15 protein-coding genes are annotated in these 17,284 nt (G+C 73.7%); 6 read left to right on the top strand and 9 right to left on the bottom strand.

Annotation, left to right across the window (positions count from 1 at the left end; translation table 11 throughout):
• A partial coding sequence (locus tag L0B03_RS04690) for a hypothetical protein (protein WP_250444476.1) occupies positions 1 to 252 on the bottom strand: 252 nt, incomplete at its 3' end.
• Between the two features lie 88 nt (positions 253 to 340).
• Here L0B03_RS04690 and L0B03_RS04685 point away from each other — a divergent pair.
• Positions 341 to 2,254 carry a penicillin-binding transpeptidase domain-containing protein gene (locus L0B03_RS04685; protein ID WP_250444475.1) on the top strand — a complete coding sequence of 638 codons (1,914 nt, stop codon included), beginning with the start codon at positions 341 to 343 and terminating at the stop codon, positions 2,252 to 2,254.
• 46 nt (positions 2,255 to 2,300) lie between these two features.
• Here L0B03_RS04685 and malQ read toward each other — a convergent pair whose 3' ends face one another.
• Entirely contained in the window at positions 2,301 to 4,127 is a 1,827-nt protein-coding gene (gene malQ / locus L0B03_RS04680) for a 4-alpha-glucanotransferase (RefSeq protein ID WP_250444474.1), read from the bottom strand.
• A 214-nt stretch (positions 4,128 to 4,341) separates the two neighbouring features.
• On the bottom strand, positions 4,342 to 4,725 hold the full coding sequence (locus L0B03_RS04675) for an RNA-binding S4 domain-containing protein (RefSeq protein WP_250444473.1): 384 nt from the start codon (positions 4,723 to 4,725) through the stop codon (positions 4,342 to 4,344).
• A 30-nt stretch (positions 4,726 to 4,755) separates the two neighbouring features.
• On the opposite strand from L0B03_RS04675, the gene L0B03_RS04670 reads away from it, so the two are divergent.
• Entirely contained in the window at positions 4,756 to 5,994 is a 1,239-nt protein-coding gene (locus L0B03_RS04670; RefSeq protein WP_250444472.1) for an amidohydrolase, read from the top strand.
• On the opposite strand, the gene L0B03_RS04665 is transcribed toward L0B03_RS04670, so the two are convergent.
• A complete protein-coding gene (locus tag L0B03_RS04665; RefSeq protein WP_250444471.1) occupies positions 5,981 to 7,120 on the bottom strand; it encodes an AI-2E family transporter in 1,140 nt (379 codons plus the stop codon). The genes L0B03_RS04670 and L0B03_RS04665 overlap by 14 nt on opposite strands.
• Positions 7,121 to 7,168: 48 nt before the next feature.
• Positions 7,169 to 8,866, bottom strand: a complete 1,698-nt coding sequence (gene pgi / locus L0B03_RS04660; protein WP_284501371.1) for a glucose-6-phosphate isomerase — start codon at positions 8,864 to 8,866, stop codon at positions 7,169 to 7,171.
• Positions 8,867 to 8,976: 110 nt separating this feature from the next.
• Here pgi and L0B03_RS04655 point away from each other — a divergent pair, with 110 nt between their 5' ends.
• Complete coding sequence (locus L0B03_RS04655; RefSeq protein ID WP_250444469.1) at positions 8,977 to 9,813, top strand: DUF72 domain-containing protein; 837 nt, start codon at positions 8,977 to 8,979, stop codon at positions 9,811 to 9,813.
• A gap of 107 nt (positions 9,814 to 9,920) precedes the next feature.
• On the opposite strand, the gene L0B03_RS04650 is transcribed toward L0B03_RS04655, so the two are convergent.
• Together L0B03_RS04650 and L0B03_RS04645 are read right to left on the bottom strand one after the other, a co-directional pair.
• Entirely contained in the window at positions 9,921 to 11,156 is a 1,236-nt protein-coding gene (locus L0B03_RS04650) for a pyridoxal phosphate-dependent aminotransferase (RefSeq protein ID WP_250444468.1), read from the bottom strand.
• Between the two features lie 30 nt (positions 11,157 to 11,186).
• On the bottom strand, positions 11,187 to 12,530 hold the full coding sequence (locus tag L0B03_RS04645) for a multidrug effflux MFS transporter (protein WP_250444467.1): 1,344 nt from the start codon (positions 12,528 to 12,530) through the stop codon (positions 11,187 to 11,189).
• Positions 12,531 to 12,626: 96 nt separating this feature from the next.
• Between L0B03_RS04645 and L0B03_RS04640 the strand changes: the two genes are divergently transcribed.
• Positions 12,627 to 13,412 carry an SOS response-associated peptidase gene (locus L0B03_RS04640; RefSeq protein WP_250444466.1) on the top strand — a complete coding sequence of 262 codons (786 nt, stop codon included), beginning with the start codon at positions 12,627 to 12,629 and terminating at the stop codon, positions 13,410 to 13,412.
• Between the two features lie 27 nt (positions 13,413 to 13,439).
• Here L0B03_RS04640 and L0B03_RS04635 read toward each other — a convergent pair whose 3' ends face one another.
• Together L0B03_RS04635 and L0B03_RS04630 are read right to left on the bottom strand one after the other, a co-directional pair.
• Positions 13,440 to 14,465, bottom strand: a complete 1,026-nt coding sequence (locus tag L0B03_RS04635; protein WP_250444465.1) for an adenylate/guanylate cyclase domain-containing protein — start codon at positions 14,463 to 14,465, stop codon at positions 13,440 to 13,442.
• A 27-nt stretch (positions 14,466 to 14,492) separates the two neighbouring features.
• On the bottom strand, positions 14,493 to 15,428 hold the full coding sequence (locus tag L0B03_RS04630; RefSeq protein WP_250444464.1) for a biotin--[acetyl-CoA-carboxylase] ligase: 936 nt from the start codon (positions 15,426 to 15,428) through the stop codon (positions 14,493 to 14,495).
• 137 nt (positions 15,429 to 15,565) lie between these two features.
• Between L0B03_RS04630 and L0B03_RS04625 the strand changes: the two genes are divergently transcribed.
• The gene (locus L0B03_RS04625; protein ID WP_250444463.1) at positions 15,566 to 17,194 is read left to right on the top strand and encodes an acyl-CoA carboxylase subunit beta; all 1,629 of its coding nucleotides are present in this window, start codon (positions 15,566 to 15,568) and stop codon (positions 17,192 to 17,194) included.
• On the top strand, positions 17,191 to 17,284 hold a 94-nt coding region (locus L0B03_RS19205), incomplete at its 3' end, for an acyl-CoA carboxylase epsilon subunit (RefSeq protein ID WP_308199998.1). The genes L0B03_RS04625 and L0B03_RS19205, both read left to right, overlap by 4 nt.

Here is a 17,284-nt window from a genome sequence, read left to right as displayed (position 1 = left end):
GGCGGCTCCGTGCCCTTGCGTCGCCCGCTCGAGCAGCGCGGTCAGCTCGAGGGACCGCGCCCCCCGGGACACCTCGGGTCGACCGACCAGGCGGCGAGCCGTCGGGGTGAGATGGACCGCAGCGCCGTGGGCGTCGAGGAGCTCGGCGGCCAGGGCGACGTGCACCGCGATCGCCTCCGCGGTCGGCGCCAGGCCGGCGTCGTGGTCTGTGCCGAGGGAGGCGTCGTCGGAGCCGTGCACGTGCCACCTCACCCTGGCTCCTCGGTAGAGCCTCCGGATCATTGTCCACGAAGGACTCGACCTCCGACGCCAGAGGGGCGCGATACGGCAGGGTGAACCCATGAAGATCAGCAGGGGGAACCATCCGTCCGTGCGCGCTGCCGCCGTCGGCACTCTCACCGTCCTCGTGGGCGCGGGCCTGGTGGGCTGCACCGCCGAGCCGCCGGCGCCCGACGAGACGGCCGAGGCCCTCGCCGCGGGCATCTCCCAGGGGGACCTGACCGACGTCCCCCTCGGTGACACCGACCCGGCCGTGGCCGAGGCCCAGATCGAGGCCGTGGCCGAGGGGCTGGGCGTGCTGCCCGCGGTCGCGGCCAGCGAGGTGACGGTCGACCCCGAGGACCCGTCCCTCGCGACCGCGACGCTGGACCTCACCTGGGACCTGGACGACTCCCCCGAGGACTGGACGGCGAGCACCACCGCGGACCTCACCCTCGTCGAGGACGTGTGGCAGGCCACGTGGGAGCCAGCCCTGCTGGCCCCTGACCTGCGGGAGGACGAGGTCCTCACGCTGAGCCGGACCGCGGCCGAGCGGGCCGACGTGCTGGGCGCCGACGGGGCCGTGCTCGTCGAGGACCGCCCGGTGCTGCGCCTCGGCCTGGACAAGACCCGCGTCGACGCCGCGGGGGTCGCCGACGCGGCACGCGAGATCGCGAGCTTCCTCGAGCTCGACCCCGAGGCCTTCGCCGAGCGCGCGACCGCGGCCGGGGAGCGCGCCTTCGTCGAGGCCCTGGTGGTCCGCGAGGAGGACCCCGGGGTCGACGTCAGCGCCTTCCAGCTGCTCACCGGGTCCAACGCGGTCGGGGACTCGCTGCCGCTGGCCCCGTCCCGGACCTTCGCCCGCGCCCTGCTCGGCACCGCGGGCCCCGCGACAGCCGAGATCGTCGAGGGGTCCGACGGCGAGATCTCCGCCGGCGACATGACGGGCCTCTCGGGCCTGCAGCGCCAGTACGACGCCCAGCTCCGGGGGGCGCCGGGGCTCACCGTCCGCGCGGTCGCCGAGGAGCGCGGTGTCGAGCGCCTGCTCTACGAGCGCGAACCCGTCGCGGGCGAGCCGCTGCTGACCACCCTGGACCCAGCCGTGCAGACCGACGCCGAAGCCGTCCTCAGCGGCGTGCCCTCGGCGAGCGCGGCGGTCGTGGTGCAGCCCTCGACCGGGGCGGTTCTCGCGGCCGCGAGCGGTCCCGGCAGCGAGGGCTACTCGACCGCGACCCTGGGCACCTACGCCCCGGGCTCGATCTTCAAGGTGGTCAGCGCGCTGGCCCTGCTGCGCGAGGGGGTCGAGCCGAGCACGACCATGAGCTGCCCGACGGCCATCGAGGTCGAGGGACGCAGCTTCACCAACTTCCCGGGCTACCCGGCCGAGGCCACGGGTGAGGTGCCGTTGAGCACCGCGGTCGCGCAGTCGTGCAACACGGCCTTCATCGGCGAGCGGGACCTCGTCCCGGACGCGGCCCTGGCCGAGGCCGCTGCGAGCCTGGGGCTGGGCGGTGAGCCCGAGCTCGGGTACCCGGCCTTCCTCGGATCGGTCCCGCAGGACCTGACCGGCACCGACCACGCCGCCTCGATGATCGGGCAGGGTCGGATCCAGCTCTCCCCCCTCGCGGCCGCCACCATGATGGCCTCGGTGGTGCGCGGCGACGCCGTCGCCCCGTGGCTCGTGGGCCCCGAGCAGCCCGTCGCCGGCGAGGCCGAGGCCGTGACGGCGCAGGAGGCCGAGCAGCTGGGCGAGCTGCTCCGCGGGGTCGTCACCGAGGGTGGAGCGACCTTCCTGAGCGAAGTGCCGGGCGAGCCCGTCATCGCCAAGACCGGCACGGCGCAGTTCGGCAGCGGCGAGGAGGGCGGCAACCACGCGTGGATGGTGGCCGCCCAGGGAGACCTCGCCGTCGCCATCTTCGTCGAGGACGGCGACTACGGCTCGACCACCGCGGGCCCGCTGCTGGCCCAGCTCCTGGACCTGCTCGGCAGCGCCTGAACCTGCTCGGCAGCCGACCCGCGGGCCGTCAGTGCCGTCAGCGCCGTCAGTGCCGGCGTGCGTCCATGACCTCGGCGAGGTGCACCGCGAGGGGCTCGGTGAGGATGTCCTCGACCGGTCGAGGCAGGCTCAGGCACCAGTTGGGCCACTCGGTGACCGTGCCCGGCATGTTGGGGCGCTCTGCCACCGCGCCGGCGTCGTCCAGGGAGGCCAGCACCACACGGGCCTTGCACGCGGACAGCCGCGTGTACTGGGCGAGGACAGCCTTCTCGACCTCGGCGGGTCCGATCGGTGCATCCGGGTCCACCCCCGCGGCGGCCGCGAGCTCGCGACGCACGCCCTCGAGCTGCTCGAAGTTGGCCGACTTCCCGATGCGCCGCAGGTCCTCCATGTCCGAGCCGGTGAGCGTCCCCGCGACGGTCGCCTGGTCGTGGGTCGACGACGCGCCCATCACGCCCTCGGGGAACTGGTCCACGGGGAGCCGCAGGGCGGCCCGGTAGCCGAGCATGCCGTCGGTGGCCATGGACTCCCGGACCCCGGCCGCGACGGTGCCCATGTCCTCGCCGACCACCCAGGCCCCGGTCCGCGCGGCCTCGAGGCGCAGGATCGCCAGGAGCGCATCGGTCGGGTAGTGCACGTAGGCCCCACCGGCGGGGTGCCCGCCCAGGGGCACCCAGTACAGGCGCCACAGCTGCATCACGTGGTCGATGCGCAGCGCACCGGCGTGCCGCAGCGCCGACCGGACCATCCCGATGAAGAGGTCGAAGTCCGCGGCGACGAGGGCCGCGGGGTTGATCGCCGGGAGACCCCACTTCTGACCGTCGAGGTTGTGCCGGTCGGGCGGGCACCCCACCTCGTAGTCGAAGGAGACCAGGCTCTGGTGCACCCAGGCGTCCGCCGAGGAGGAGTCGAAGCCCACGGCGATGTCCGCGACGATCGTCGCCCCCGCGGTGCAGGCGGCGGCGAGCTGGACGTCCGCGACCCACTGGGCCCAGCTGTAGAAGGCGACGCGGTCGGCGTGCTCGGCCGCGAAGGCCTCGGCCCCGGCAGGGGTGCGGTACTGCTCGGGCCACCCCCGCCAGTGCGCGGTGCCGAACTTCTCGGCGAGCACGCACCAGACCGAGAACAGGTGCAGGTCGCTGCCCCCGGCACCGACGAAGACGTCGTGCTCGACCGGCAGGCGGTCCTTGGTCGCGTCCCAGATCCGCTGGAGGGCCGATCGCTTGAGCTCCCAGACCGAGTCGCGGTAGATCCGGCGCTCGGCGTTGAGGGCCCGCCCCCGCTTGGCGAGGTCCGCGAGGTCGACCTCGGCCGCACCGGGCACGTCGTCGATCGCGATGTGCAGCAGCTGAAGCCACTGCCGCGAGGCCGGCGAGTAGGGCGAGGACTGCTGGGCGGGCACGGGCGCGGCCGCGTGCACGGGCGAGATGAGGACGGACCCGGCACCCGCGTGCGCGGCCGACCGGGCGATGGTCGCGAGGTCGCCGAAGTCGCCGATGCCCCACGAGTCACGGGACCGCGCCGCGTAGAGCTGGACCGCCCAGCCCCAGCCCCGCTCGGGCTGGGAGAAGCGCTCCGGGGCGCTGACGACGAAGCGGGTCGAGCCGTCGGGACCCCGGAGCCGGTAGTAGCCCGCCTCGGGCCCGACGGCGCCGATCTCACCGACCTCCTCGCCCTCGAGGGTCAGCAGGCTGCCCTCGACCCCCTCGAGGACCTCGCCGGGGTGGCACACCAGAGGTGGGGTGGGGTGACCGCCGTCGGCGATCACGGCCATCACGGCCTCGCGGGTGCTCGGGTCGAGCTCCTGCACGACCTCGTGCGCGTCCACGTAGGACGCTGGGACGATCTCGGGGAGGGTCACAGTGGTGTCCATGCCTGCATCTTCGGTCGGGGGCCCGGGAGCCGCTGCGGTCGGTATCAGCGACGCTGCTGTGGTGCTGGAGGTTACTCCTGCAACTTGCAGAAACATATCGGCAGTTCTCGGTCCGTCTGTAGGACGACGAACCTCCCAGTTCCTCCGCGCCCGGGACGAGCCAGTCCACTCTGTGACCTCCGAGGGGTCCGGGGCAAGTGCACGGGCGGGTGGGTCACCGGCCACGGAGCCTGTCGATCTCACGCCGCTCGCGCTTGGTAGGACGCCCGGCTCCACGGTCGCGCTGGGCGGCCACCGCGACGTGCTCGCGCGGCGGCGGCGGCGGTGTGAGGTCTGTGCACGCCTCGGCCGCGACCGTCGCCGAGGCCCGCTTGGTCAGCAGCCGGCGCACCACGAGGATCCGTTCGACCCCGTCACGCCGCACCCGCACCTCGTCCCCCACCACCACGTGGGTGGCCGGCTTGGCACGCTCGCCGTTGACCTTGACGTGACCGGCCCGGCACGCCGTGGCTGCCGCCGACCGCGTCTTGAACACACGCACCCCCCACGTCCACGCGTCCACGCGGACGCGCCCGCCGCCCTCGATGCCTGCTGCCACCCGCCCAGCCTAGGCGCGTACGGTGCTGGGATGACTCAGCCGAACCCCTCCTCCGTCGTCGCCGTCACCGGCGGCTACGTCGTCCCGATCACCTCCGCGCCGCTCGACGGCGGCACCGTCCTGCTGGTCGACGGCCGCATCACCGCCGTCGGGCACGACGTCGAGGTCCCCGCCGGCGCCCGGGTGGTCGACGCCACCGGCCGCTGGGTCCTGCCCGGGCTGGTCGAGGCCCACGGCCACGTCGGCGTCGCCGAGGAGGGCGAGGGCCGCGAGGGGGACGACGTCAACGAGATGACCGGCCCGGACATGGCCGGGGTGCGCGCCCTGGACGGCATCAACGTCGACGACGAGGGGTTCCGGGACGCGCTCTCCGGCGGCATCACCACGGTCGTGGTCAAGCCCGGCTCGGGCAACCCGATCGGTGGGCAGACCGTCGCGATCAAGACCTGGGGCGGGCGCACGGTCGACGAGCAGGTGATCAGCGAGGCCGTGAGCATCAAGTCCGCCCTCGGGGAGAACCCCAAGCGGGTCTACGGCGACAAGAAGCAGCTGCCCTCGACCCGCCTCGGCGCCGCCAAGGTCATCCGCGACGCCTTCGTCGAGGCCCAGCACTACCGGGCCGCCCGTGACGCGGCCGCGGCCAAGGACGAGCCCTTCGCCCGGGACCTGGGCCTCGAGGCCCTCGCCCGGGTCCTGGACGGCGAGCTCGCGTGGGACCAGCACTGCCACCGCCACGACGACATCGCCACGGCCCTGCGGCTGGCCGAGGAGTTCGGCTACCGCCTCGTGCTGAACCACGGCACCGAGGGCCACAAGCTCGCCGACGTGCTCGCCGAGCGCGACGTCCCGGTGATCTACGGGCCGATGTTCACCTCACGCTCCAAGCCCGAGCTGCGCGACCGCGCGATGACCAACCTGGCCGCGATGGCCGCTGCGGGGGTCCGGGTCGCGATCACCACCGACCACCCCGTGGTTCCCATCAACTACCTCGTGCACCAGGCGACGATGGCGGTCAAGGACGGCCTCCCGCGCACCACGGCCCTCGAGGCCCTCACCACCAACCCTGCGGCCTTCATGGGCCTCGAGGCACGGGTCGGGGCCCTCGAGCCCGGTCGGGACGGGGACGTCGTGCTGTGGTCCGCCGACCCGCTCGACGTGCACTCGCGGGTCGAGCACGTCCTCGTCGAGGGGGTCACGGTCTACACCTGGGACGCCGAGGCCGCCCGCGGGCGCGTCGTCGAGCGGGCCGAGCGCTTCAGCGGCCGCTGACCGGGGCGGGCCCCTCGGCCGCGGCCTCACCGTCGACCTGGGGGTCAGCCGGGCCCTCCTCCCCGTCGTCGGGCTCGTCGTCGGCGCTCCAGGCCTTGACGGCAGCCCAGGCGACCGCGGCCATCGGTACCGAGAGCAGCGCCCCGACGATCCCGGCCAGCACGGTCCCGACCGTCAGGGCGAGCAGGACGGCGAGCGGGTGGAGCGACAGGGTGCGCGCCAGCACGACCGGCTCGAGCAGGTTGCCCTCGAGCTGGTTCACCGCGATCACCACGGCGACCACGATCAGCGCCGTCCCCGGACCGTCGGAGACCAGGGCCACGAGCGCGGCCAGAGTTCCCGCCACGGTCGCCCCGAGCAACGGGATGAACGCTCCGATGAAGACGATCGTCGCCAGAGGCAGGGCCAGCGGGATACCGAGCACCACCAGGGCGATGCCGATCACCATGGCGTCGACGAAGGCCACGATCGCCGTCCCCCGGACGTACCCGCCCAGGACGTCGACCGCGGCGTCACCCATGCGCCGGGCGCGGTGCGTCGCCGTGCTGCCCAGCGGCTGGAGGAAGAACTCCCAGATGCGCCGGGCGTCACGCAGCAGGAAGAACAGCACCACGATCGCCAGGACCGTGCCGATCGCGACGTCGACCGCGGCGCTCGCCCCGGCGAGGGCGCCGTCCTGGACCGTGCCGCTGCCGAGCAGCTCGGTCACCTGACCCCGCAGATCCGAGATCTGCTCCTCGTCGATCTCCAGGGGTCCCTCCGTGAGGAACGTCTGGAGCTCGTCGACCCCCTCCTGGGCCGCCTCGACGAGCTCGTCCCACTCGGCCCGGACCGCACGCACGATGAACCAGACGACCAGCGCGAAGCCGCCCGCCCCCAGCAGCATCGAGAGCCAGGTGGCGATGCCGCTCGGGATGCCACGGCGACGCAGGAAGCGCACGACGGGACTCACCGCGGCGGCGATGATCGCGGCGATGAGCACCGGGATCACCACCAGGGTGATCTCACGCAGCCCGGTGACGAGCGCAGCCACGAGCGCGAGCACGAGCAGCAGCTGGGCGCTGCGCACCGCGAGCCGCCCGAGACCGTCCTGCCAGAGGTGAGGACGAGGACCAGAAGGAGTCATCTGCTCACCGTACGGACCGGGCCGCCGTCCGGCCCCTCGAGCGGTCGGTCAGCGCACCCGACGAGCCAGGTAGTACTCGATCAGACCGCGGGTCGACGGGTCCTGCTCCGCGACGGCCGCCCGGTCCCCCGCGACCGCCGGAGCGATCTCCAGCGCGAGCTTCTTGCCGAGCTCGACCCCCCACTGGTCGAAGGAGTCGATGCCCCACACCACGCCCTGCACGAAGGTGATGTGCTCGTAGAGGGCGATGAGCTGCCCCAGCACGCCCGGGGTGAGGGCCGGCGCGAGGATCGACGTGGTCGGACGGTTGCCGCTGAACACGCGGGCCGGCACGACGTCCTCGGCGGTGCCCTCGGCGCGGACCTCCTCGGCGGTCTTGCCGAAGGCCAGGGCCTTGGTCTGCGCGAAGAAGTTCGCGAGGAAGAGCTCGTGCACGTCGACGTCCCCCGCGGCGGCGTCACGCAGCGGGTGGGCCGGGGTCGCCACCGCGATGAAGTCCGCCGGGATCAGCCGGGTCCCCTGGTGGATGAGCTGGTAGAAGGCGTGCTGGCCGTTGGTGCCGGGCTCGCCCCAGAAGATCTCCCCGGTCTGCGTGGTGACCGGGCTGCCGTCCCAGCGCACCGACTTGCCGTTGGACTCCATGGTCAGCTGCTGCAGGTACGCCGGGAACCGGTGCAGGTGCTGGGCGTAGGGCAGCACCGCGTGGGTGTGGGCGCCGAGGAAGTTCACGTACCAGACGTTGAGCAGGCCCATGAGGACGGGGACGTTCTGGTCGAAGGGCACCGTCCGGAGGTGCTCGTCGACCGCGTGGAACCCCGCGAGCATCTCCCCGAACGCCGCCGGGCCGACGGCGATCGCGAGGGAGGTGCCGATCGCCGAGTCGAGGGAGTAGCGGCCCCCGACCCAGTCCCAGAACCCGAAGGCGTTGGCGGGGTCGATCCCGAAGGCCGCGACCTTGTCCAGGGCCGTGGAGACCGCGACGAAGTGCCGGGCGACGGCCTGGGTGCGCGCCTCGTCGGTGTCACCGATCACGCCGGCCGCGGCGAGCTGCTCCCAGAGCCAGGCCCGGGCCAGACGCGCGTTGGTGAGGGTCTCGAGGGTGCCGAAGGTCTTCGACGCGACGATGAACAGCGTGGTCTCGGGGTCCAGGCCGGCGACCGTCTCGGCGACGTCGGAGGGGTCGATGTTCGAGACGAACCGCACCTCGAGGCCGTCCTGCACGTACGGAGCCAGCGCCTCGTAGGCCATGACCGGCCCGAGGTCGGAGCCGCCGATGCCGATGTTCACGACCGTGCGGACCGGCTTGCCGGTGATCCCGGTCCAGCGACCGCTGCGCACCTCGTCGGCGAAGGCGTACATCTTGGTCAGCTCGGCCTGCACGTCGGTGTCGACGTCCTGCCCGTCCACCACGAGGGGCGGCTCGGCGCCGGCCGGTCGCCGCAGGGCCGTGTGGAGCACGGCACGGTCCTCGGTGACGTTGATCCGGTCCCCGCGGACCATGGCCTCGATCCGGTCCTTGAGGCCGACCTCGTCGGCCAGCGCCACCAGGAGCTGCAGGGTCTCGTCCGTGACGAGGTTCTTCGACAGGTCCACGTGCAGGTCGCCGACGGTCCGGGTGAGCCTCTCGGCCCTCGTCGGGTCGGTGGCGAACCAGCCACGCAGGTCGGGCACCAGCTCCTGCTGGTGGCCGGTCAGGCTCGTCCAGGCGTCGGTGGTCGTCGCGTCGATCGGGGTGTTCACGGGCAGCCTCCTGTGGTCGTCGGCACCACCGTAGTGACCCCGAGCGCCCCGCAGCGCGGACCTCGGCCCTGACCGGTGGCCGTGCGGCCCGCGCGGAGGCGACCTAGCCTCGGGAGATGACGCAGGTCAGGGTCGGGATCTCGGGGTGGCGCTACGCCCCGTGGCGCGGGACCTTCTACCCGCCTGGCCTGCCCCAGCGACGCGAGCTCGAGCACGCGTCGAGGCTGCTCTCGAGCATCGAGGTCAACGGCACCTTCTACGCGCTGCAACGGCCGACCAGCTTCGAGGCGTGGCGGGCGGCCGTGCCCCCGGACTTCCTCTTCTCGGTCAAGGGCGGCCGGTACCTGACCCACATGCTCCGGCTCCAGGACTCCGACCAGGCCCTGGCGAACTTCCTCGCCTCGGGAGTGCTCGCCCTCGGTCCCGCCCTGGGACCCCTCCTGTGGCAGCTGCCCCCCACCCTGAGGTTCGACGCCGCCGTGCTCGACCGGTTCCTCGGCTCCCTGCCCCGCACGACCGCCGCGGCGGCCGAGCTCGCGCGGGGCCATGACGACCGTCTCGAGGGGAGGTCGTGGACGACCGTCGAGGCGGACCGTCCCCTGCGGCACGTGCTCGAGGTGCGCCACCCGAGCTTCGCCGACCCTGCCGCGCTGGACCTGCTCCGCACCCATGGCGTCGGCCTCGTGGTCTCCGACTCGGCGGGGCGCTTCCCGGCCCTCGAGGAGGTCACGAGCGACCTGGTCTACGTCCGCCTGCACGGGGCCGAGGAGCTCTACGTCAGCGGCTACGACGACGCGGCCCTGGCACGCTGGGCCGAGAAGGTGCGGGGCTGGAGCGAGCGCGGGCTCGACGTCCTGGTGTACTTCGACAACGACGCCAAGGTGCGTGCCCCGGTCGACGCGCAACGACTGGGGGCGATGCTCGGCCTGGGCCCCGCCGCGGCCTCCGCCTGAGCACAGGACCGGGCTCCACGCCCGGCGAAACGGACATCTGTGACGAAATCCACACCGGTGGACAAACCTGGGGATCAAGATCACACCGGGTGCTCAGGGCGTCCCGCTCACCCCGTTCGCCGCAGGCCCTCGAGACGCCGGACGGCCTCGTACAGCACGGCCTCGCGCTTGACGAAGGTGAACCGCACCCGCGAGGCCAGGGCCGCCGAGGTCGCCGACCCGCCCTGGCAGAAGGCGCTGATCGGGACCCCGGCGACCCCGACCCGCGCGGGGAGCTCACGCGCGAGACGGGCGCCGTCCTCCTCCCCCAGCGGTGCTGCGTCGGCGACCACGAAGTAGGTGCCCTGCGGCACCACGACGTCGAAGCCGGCGGCGACCAGGCCCTCGCACAGCAGGTCCCGGCGCACCGCGAGGGAGGCAGCCAGCCCGGCCACGTAGGCCTCCGTCTCACCGTCGGCGTCGAGCAGGGCCGCGGCGATCGCGGGCTGGAAGGGGGCGCCGCTGGTGTAGGTGAGGAACTGCTTGACCGTGCGCACGGCGGTGACGAGCTCGGCGGGGCCGGTGACCCAGCCGACCTTCCAGCCGGTGAAGGACAACGTCTTGCCCGCCGAGGAGATCCGCAGGGTGCGCCCGGCCATGCCGGGCAGGGTCGAGATCGGCACGTGCACGGCGCCGTCGTAGGTGAGGTGCTCGTACACCTCGTCGGTGACCACCAGCAGGTCGTGGTCACGAGCCACCCCGGCCAGGGCCTCGAGCTCCGCGCGGCTCAGGACCGTCCCGGTCGGGTTGTGCGGGGAGTTGAGGAGCAGCATGCGGGTCCGGGGACCGATCGCCCGACGCACCGCCTCGACGTCGAGCACGAACCCGTCCTCCCCCGCCCCGAGGCCGACCGGCACGTGCACGGCCCCGGCGAGGGCGATCACCGCGGCGTAGGAGTCGTAGAAGGGCTCGAGGGTGAGCACCTCGTCCCCGGGCTCGAGCAGTCCGAGCAGGGCCGCGGCGATGCCCTCGGTGGCCCCCGTCGTGACGAGCACCTCGGTCTCGGGGTCGAGGTCCAGGCGGTAGTGGCGCGCCGCGTGTGCCGCGACGGCCTCCCGCAGCGCGGGGATCCCGGCCCCCGGCGGGTACTGGTTGTGGCCGGCCTCGATGGCCGCGATCGCCGCGCGAGAGACGTGGGCCGGACCGTCGACGTCGGGAAACCCCTGCCCGAGGTTGATCGCGCCGGTGCGGATGGCCAGGTCGGTCATCTCGGCGAAGACGGTCTGACGCACCTGGCCCGCGGCGTCGACCAGGCCTGCGCGTCGGGCGACCTCGGACCATCGACCTGCCGGGAGGGAGCTCATCGGCTCACCCTAGGCACTCGCCGTGCCGGCTCAGCCGTGCACGGGGATCGGCTCGGCCTGGCCCGCCGTCTCGAGCTCGACCCAGCCACCGCGCCGGTACGCCGGGGTGCCGACCGCGAGGATCACGAGGGCGAGGACGACGCTCGCGAGCATCACGCCGGTCATCGCGAGCGCGTCGCCACCCACGAGCCCGACCACGGGGCTCACCACCCCCGCAAGCCCGGCCTGCAGGAACCCGATGACGGCGGCGGCCGTCCCCGCGCGCTCGCCGTGGCGCGACAGGGCGAGGGCCGAGGCGTTGGCCATCACGAAACCCAGGAGCGCCGTCGTGACCCACAGGACCGCCACGAAGCCCGCGACCCCGCCCGTCCGGGTCGCGGCCACGGGGACCAGGACCGCCGCGGCGACCACGACCGCCGGGAGCCCGGCCCGCAGCAGCCGGAGGGGACCGATGCGCCGCACGAGCGCCGCGTTGACCTGCGAGCCCGCGACGAGGGAGGTCCCCCCGATGCCGAAGACGAGGGCGAACTCCTGCGGGTTGAGCCCGTACCCGTTCTGGAGGACGAACGGCGACCCCGCGACGTAGCTCATGATCAGGGCCATGGACAGGCCCGGGATGACCGCGAGGGCCACGAAACGCCTGTCGCGCAGGAGCCCGGCGTAGCCCCGCAGGGAGGCGCCCAGCCCGTGGGCGATGCGTCGCTCGACGGGCAGGGTCTCGGGCAGGAACCGCGCGACCACGACCACCAGCACCACCGCGAAGAGGGCGAGGGCCACGAAGACGGCGCGCCAGTCCCAGATGTCCGCGATGACGCTCCCGATGGTGGGCGCGAGCAGCGGGGCCGCGGCGATGACGAGCATCAGCCGCGAGATGATGCGCGCGGCCTCGGCCCCGGCGTACCGGTCCCGCACCACGGCCATCGCCACGACTGTCGCCCCCGCGCTGACCAGGCCCTGGAGCACCCGCAGGGTGGCGAGCTGCTCGATCGTGCTCACGACGACGCACAGCAGCGAGATCACCACGTGCAGGGACACCCCGATGAGCACCGGACGGCGGCGCCCCACCCGGTCCGAGAACGGCCCGACCAGGAGCTGCCCGAGGGCCGCGCCGATGAGCATCCCGGTGATCGTGAACTGGGCGCCGGCCTCCGAGGTGCCCAGGTCACGGGCCACCTCGGGCAGCGAGGGCAGGTACATGTCGGTCGTGACGGCCGGCAGGAGGGTCAGCGACCCGACGAGCAGCACGAAGAGCGCGGTCCGGTCACGAGGGGGCGCCGCGGGGGCCTCGGGGTCGGTCGAGGGCCCGCGGGAGGCCGTCGTGGACGACGCGTCGGAGGGCCCGGCAGGGGTAGCCGGGGGGGTCGTGGGGCGCACGGCTCCATCTTGCCATCAAATCGATTCGATCGTCGACGTGAATCCCGTCACGGCGTCCGTCACGCGCGTGTCGGTGGCCCGCGGGATGCTGGACCCATGTGCGGACGCTATGCCTCGTTCCGCGAGGCCCAGGACCTCGCCGACACCTTCGAGATCGCCCCGGGCGCGGTCGCCGGGGACGCCGCCGGGCTGCCCCCGTCCTGGAACCTCGCCCCGACCGACCCGGTGCGGATCGTGGTCGAGCGCGCACCCCGCCGGGAGTCGGGGGACGCCGCGGGGGCGGACCACCCACGCGACGCGCCTCCAGGGGGCGAACGGTCGCTGCGGCTGGCCAGGTGGGGACTGGTCCCGGGCTGGGCCAAGGACCCCTCGGTCGGCGCCCGGATGATCAACGCCCGCAGCGAGTCCCTGGTCGACAAGCCCGCGTTCCGCAAGGCCCTCGCGGTGCGGCGCTGCCTGGTGCCGGCCGAGGGCTACTACGAGTGGCAGCAGCCCGCGGCGGGCACACCGCGCCGCACGCCCAAGCAACCGTTCTGGATCCATCCCGCGCAGGACGAGCCGATCGCCTTCGCGGGGCTCTACGAGTTCTGGCGTGATCGCTCCCGGGCCGACGACGACCCCGGCCGATGGCTCGTCACCACGACCATCGTGACGACAGCCGCCGAGGGAGACCTCGCCGCGATCCACGACCGTCGGCCCGTGGTGCTGCCCCGCAGCGCGTGGGACGGGTGGCTGTCCCCGGATCAGCAGGACCCGAAGGCGGCGGTCGATCTCCTGGGCCGGACGCCACCTGCCCTGCTGCCGACCGCGATCTCGACCGCGGTCAACAAGGTGGGCACCGACGGGCCCGAGCTCCTGGTGCCCGTCGAGGAGACGGGCTGACGAGGTCGCCTGACGGCGCCCCGCACGCTAGGCCTCGTCGAGGAGCACGGGTCGCAGCACGCCCAGCCCCGGCACCTCGCGCTCCTCGAGCACCGTGCGGGTGTAGCGAGGGCTGGCCGCGAGGAGCACCGCCGTCGCCTCGTCGAGGAGGACGGTGCCCGGCTGCGCCTCGTCGGTCAGCCGGGCAGCGAGGTTGACCGAGGGGCCGAACACGTCACCGAACCGGGACAGCACCCGCCCCCACACCATGCCGACCCGCACCGGGGACTCCGTGCCCCGGAAGGCGTGGGCGAGACCCACAGCCACCCGCGCCCCGGCCACCGCGTCGTCGGCGACGAAGAGCACCGCGTCGCCGATGGTCTTGACCACCCGCCCCCCAGCCGCGGTGACGACGTCGCGCGCCCGCGCCTCGAACTGCTGGACGAACTCGGCCAGCTCGTGGGGCCCGAGCTCGGCCGTGCGGCGGGTGAAGGACACGACGTCCGCGAAACCGACCGCCCGCGCGAGCGGGAGCTCGTCCTCCCCCGGCCCCTCGGCGCGGGCCGAGCCGAACTCTGCCGCGAACCGGCCGGCGATCGCCGCGAGCTGGCGACGCCAGGCGTGGATGAGCTGGTCCTCGAGCACGGGCACGATGTCGCCGAGCCTGTCGAGCAGGGCCAGGCGGGCACTCACGTCGTCCAGGCCGTGCCGCTCGGCGAGCTGCTCGACCAGGGCCTCGACCTGCCACAGCACGAGCCGGTCGGTGGTGTGCCCGATGGCCCGGACCAGGGACACCGCCGTGCGCGGAGAGACCTCGTACCGCCCCGCGACCTCGTGGAGCTGGCGCAGGGCCTGGGCGTCGGACTCGGTGTAGGCGACAGCCCCGGCCTCCCCCGTCGGCAGCCCCAAGGTGTGCCAGAAGAGCCGCGCCTGCTCCACGCTGGTCCCCGCACGCGCGGCCATGGCCGTCAAGGTCAGGGTGCGCGGCCCGCCCAGCAGCCGGTCCTCGAGCTCGGAGATCGTCGACGAGAGCCCCGCCCCCCGGGCGTGCTCGATGTGGTCCGCGTCACTCACGCCGCCAGGCTAGTTCACCCCGCCGGCTCACCCCGGCGAGCGCACGTGGTGCACGTCTCCCGCGAGCACCACCCGACGCCGCCCACCCCTGTCGATCACCTCGAGGGCCCCGTCGCCAGCGAGCCCGCTCGCCGTGCCCTCGAGGCTCTCCCCGCCCGGGAGGTCGACCACGACGGGCTCGCCCAGGGTCGAGCAGACGGCCGCGCAGTCGCTCGAGAGCTGCTCGTGCCCCCCCGTGCGCCACCGCGCGTCGATCGCGAGGAGCTTCCCGACGACGGCGCCGAGCAGGTGCGCCCGGTCGACGCCCCGGCCCCCGGCGAGCATCACCGAGGACGCGCTCGGCACCGGGAGCTCGTCGCGGCTCTGGTCGACGTTGATGCCGACCCCGACGACCACCGCGGGGCCGGCCGGGGTCGTGACCAGCTCGCTGAGGATCCCCGCGACCTTGCGCCGAGCCCCCCAACCTGCCTCGGGGGGCAGCCCCGGCTCCTCGACCAGCACGTCGTTGGGCCACTTGACGGTCGCCACGACGCCGACCTCGCGCAGCGCCTGGACCACCGCGAGGCCGGACAGCAGGGGCACCCAGCCCCACCGCTCGACCGGCCCGGCGGGCCGCAGCACCATCGAGAAGGTCAGTGCCGCAGCCCGCGGCGTGGTCCAGGTCCGTCCGGAGCGGCCTCGGCCCGCCTCCTGGTGGTCGGCCACGAGCACCGCGTGGTCGGGCCACGCCTGGGGCTGCGCAGCGAGCCCCGCCACCAGGTCCGCCGAGGTCGAGGCCGTCCGGTCGACCACCTCGACGCGCCCGGCCCCGAGGGCCAGCAGCATCTCGGTGACGGTGCTCGGGTCCAGGGGAGGACGCCCGGGGGCTCCGTCGGGGCCGTCGGGGCCGTCGGGGCCGTCGGGGCCGTCGGGGCCGTCAGTACCGTCTGGACCCTCGGGTCCTGGCTCGGGGTGAGGGCTCATGCCGCCCACGGTAGCCAGCACGCAGGCCGCCGTCGCCTCCGGACCGCCTGCGTTGTGGGATGCCCTGCACCGCAGGGCCACGACACGGTCGGGTGCCGCACCCGGCATGTCGGGACCCGACAACTACCCTCGTCCACGTGACCGACGCACAGACCCCAGCCACGCCCGCGGACCGCAGGCCCGGGGCCGGCCCTTCCGGCACCGCCGCCAAGCTCGCCGACCTCGAGGCCCGGACCGCCGCCGCCGTCGACGCGCACGAGGAGGCCGCGCGTGCCAAGCAGCACCCCCGCGGCAAGAAGACCGCCCGCGAACGCATCGCCGCGCTGCTCGACGAGGGCAGCTTCGTGGAGCTGGACGCCTTCGTGCTGCACCGTTCGACGAACTTCGGCCTCGACTCCCGACGCGTCCCCGGCGACGGCGTCGTCACGGGTCACGGCACGATCGACGGGCGGCAGGTCGCCGTCTACAGCCAGGACTTCACCGTCTTCGGCGGGTCCCTCGGCGAGATGCACGGCCACAAGATCACCAAGGTGATGGATCTCGCGCTGCGCACCGGGGTCCCGCTGATCGGGATCCTCGACGGCGGCGGCGCCCGCATCCAGGAAGGGGTCGCGGCCCTCACCCAGTTCGCCGAGATCTTCCGTCGCAACGTCGCGGCCTCCGGGGTGATCCCGCAGATCTCCCTGATCCTCGGCCCGAGCGCTGGCGGGGCCGTCTACTCCCCGGCCCTGACCGACTTCATCGTCATGGCTGACGGCACCTCGAACATGTTCATCACCGGGCCCGACGTGATCCGCGCGGTCACCGGCGAGGAGGTCGGCTTCGAGGAGCTGGGCGGCGGCCACACCCACAACGCGACCTCGGGGGTCGCGCACTACCTGGGCACCGACGAGGACGACGCGATCGACTACGTCAAGGCCCTCGTCGGCTACCTCCCGTCGAACAACCTCGCCGATCCCCCGCTCTGGGAGGACGAGCACGGCGAGCTCGAGGTCACCGACCTCGACCGCGAGCTCGACACGGCGGTCCCCGACGCGGACTCCCAGCCCTACGACATGCGCGCCGTCGTCGAGCACGTGCTGGACCACGGCGAGCTGCTCGAGGTGCAGCCCCTGTACGCGCAGAACGTCCTGGTGGGCTTCGGGCACGTCGAGGGGCACCCGGTGGGCGTGGTCGCGAACCAGCCCCTGCACATGGCCGGGACCCTCGACATCAACGCCGCCGAGAAGGCCGCGCGCTTCGTCCGGACCTGCGACGCCTTCAACATCCCGGTGCTGACCTTCGTCGACGTCCCGGGGTTCCTGCCGGGCACGGACCAGGAGTGGAACGGGATCATCCGGCGCGGGGCCAAGCTCATCTACGCCTACGCCGAGGCCACCGTCCCGCTGGTCACCGTCATCACCCGCAAGGCGTACGGCGGGGCCTACATCGTCATGGGGTCCAAGCAGCTCGGTGCCGACGTCAACCTCGCGTGGCCCACCGCGCAGATCGCGGTGATGGGCGCCGGCGGCGCGGTCAACATCTTGCAGCGCGGCGCCCTGAAGAAGGTCGCGGAGGCGGGCGGGGACGTCGACGCCGAGCGCGCCCGCCTCACCCAGGAGTACGAGGACGCGATCGTCAACCCCTACGACGCCGCCGAGCGCGGGTACGTCGACGCGGTCATCGCCCCCTCCGAGACCCGGCTGCAGATCTCGCGCGCCCTGCGCGCCCTGCGGACCAAGCGAGCGAGCCTGCCCGCCAAGAAGCACGGGAACATCCCGCTGTGAGCCCCGACGTGCGCGTGGTGCGCGGCGCCCCCGACGACGACGAGCTCGCGGCCCTCGTCGCGGGGCTCGCGGCGGGAGCGCAGCCCGGGG

It is taken from the genome of Actinotalea sp. C106 (genome assembly GCF_023630195.1).
In the GTDB taxonomy this organism is placed as follows: Bacteria; Actinomycetota; Actinomycetes; order Actinomycetales; family Cellulomonadaceae; genus Actinotalea.
Note: the sequence above shows the minus strand (reverse complement) of the source record. Positions and strands in the feature narration are given on the sequence as shown.